The following is a 1,571-nucleotide window of genomic DNA, read 5'->3' as shown; positions in this document are numbered from 1 at the left end:
TTTTTTATCGTCCGAAGACGCTCTAAAATGAGATGTTCCAGCCGCACCTTCCGGTACGGCTACCTTGTTACGACTTAGCCCTAGTTACCTGTTTTACCCTAGGCAGCTCCTGTTACGGTCACCGACTTCAGGTACCCCAGACTTCCATGGCTTGACGGGCGGTGTGTACAAGGCCCGGGAACGTATTCACCGCGCCATGGCTGATGCGCGATTACTAGCGATTCCAGCTTCATAGAGTCGAGTTGCAGACTCCAATCCGAACTGAGACCAGCTTTCGAGATTTGCATCACATCGCTGTGTAGCTGCCCTCTGTACTGGCCATTGTATTACGTGTGTGGCCCAAGGCGTAAGGGCCGTGATGATTTGACGTCATCCCCACCTTCCTCTCTACTTGCGTAGGCAGTCTCACTAGAGTCCCCAACTTAATGATGGCAACTAGTGACAGGGGTTGCGCTCGTTGCAGGACTTAACCTAACACCTCACGGCACGAGCTGACGACAACCATGCAGCACCTTGAAAAATGTCCGAAGAAAAGCCTATTTCTAAGCCTGTCATTTCCCATTTAAGCCTTGGTAAGGTTCCTCGCGTATCATCGAATTAAACCACATAATCCACCGCTTGTGCGGGCCCCCGTCAATTCCTTTGAGTTTCATTCTTGCGAACGTACTCCCCAGGTGGCTAACTTATCACTTTCGCTTAGTCTCTGAACCCGAAGGCCCAAAAACGAGTTAGCATCGTTTACGGCGTGGACTACCAGGGTATCTAATCCTGTTCGCTCCCCACGCTTTCGTCCATCAGCGTCAGTTGTTGCTTAGTAACCTGCCTTCGCAATTGGTGTTCTAAGTAATATCTATGCATTTCACCGCTACACTACTTATTCCAGCTACTTCAACAACACTCAAGACCTGCAGTATCAATGGCAGTTTCACAGTTAAGCTGTGAGATTTCACCACTGACTTACAGATCCGCCTACGGACCCTTTAAACCCAATAAATCCGGATAACGCTTGCACCCTCCGTATTACCGCGGCTGCTGGCACGGAGTTAGCCGGTGCTTATTCGTATAGTACCTTCAGCTAGATACACGTATCTAGGTTTATCCCTATACAAAAGAAGTTTACAACCCATAGGGCCGTCGTCCTTCACGCGGGATGGCTGGATCAGGCTCTCACCCATTGTCCAATATTCCTCACTGCTGCCTCCCGTAGGAGTCTGGTCCGTGTCTCAGTACCAGTGTGGGGGATCACCCTCTCAGGCCCCCTAAGGATCGCAGACTTGGTGAGCCGTTACCTCACCAACTATCTAATCCTGCGCGTGCCCATCTCTATCCACCGGAGTTTTCAATTTCAAATGATGCCATTCAAAATATTATGGGGTATTAATCTTCCTTTCGAAAGGCTATCCCCCAGATAAAGGCAGGTTGCACACGTGTTCCGCACCCGTGCGCCGCTCTCAAGATCCCGAAGAATCTCTACCGCTCGGCTTGCATGTGTTAGGCCTCCCGCTAGCGTTCATCCTGAGCCAGGATCAAACTCTCCATTGTATGTTTGTCTGACTCACTCAAAGTTTTGA

General features: G+C 50.2%; 1 rRNA gene. It reads right to left on the bottom strand.

The window, feature by feature from the left end:
• Positions 1-25: 25 nt before the first annotated feature.
• A 16S ribosomal RNA gene (locus C7D53_RS20770) occupies positions 26-1,542 on the bottom strand.
• Positions 1,543-1,571: the final 29 nt, after the last annotated feature.

The organism is Chryseobacterium aurantiacum (assembly GCF_003020585.1).
GTDB classification, from domain to species: domain Bacteria; phylum Bacteroidota; class Bacteroidia; order Flavobacteriales; family Weeksellaceae; genus Chryseobacterium; species Chryseobacterium aurantiacum.
Note: the sequence above shows the minus strand (reverse complement) of the source record. Positions and strands in the feature narration are given on the sequence as shown.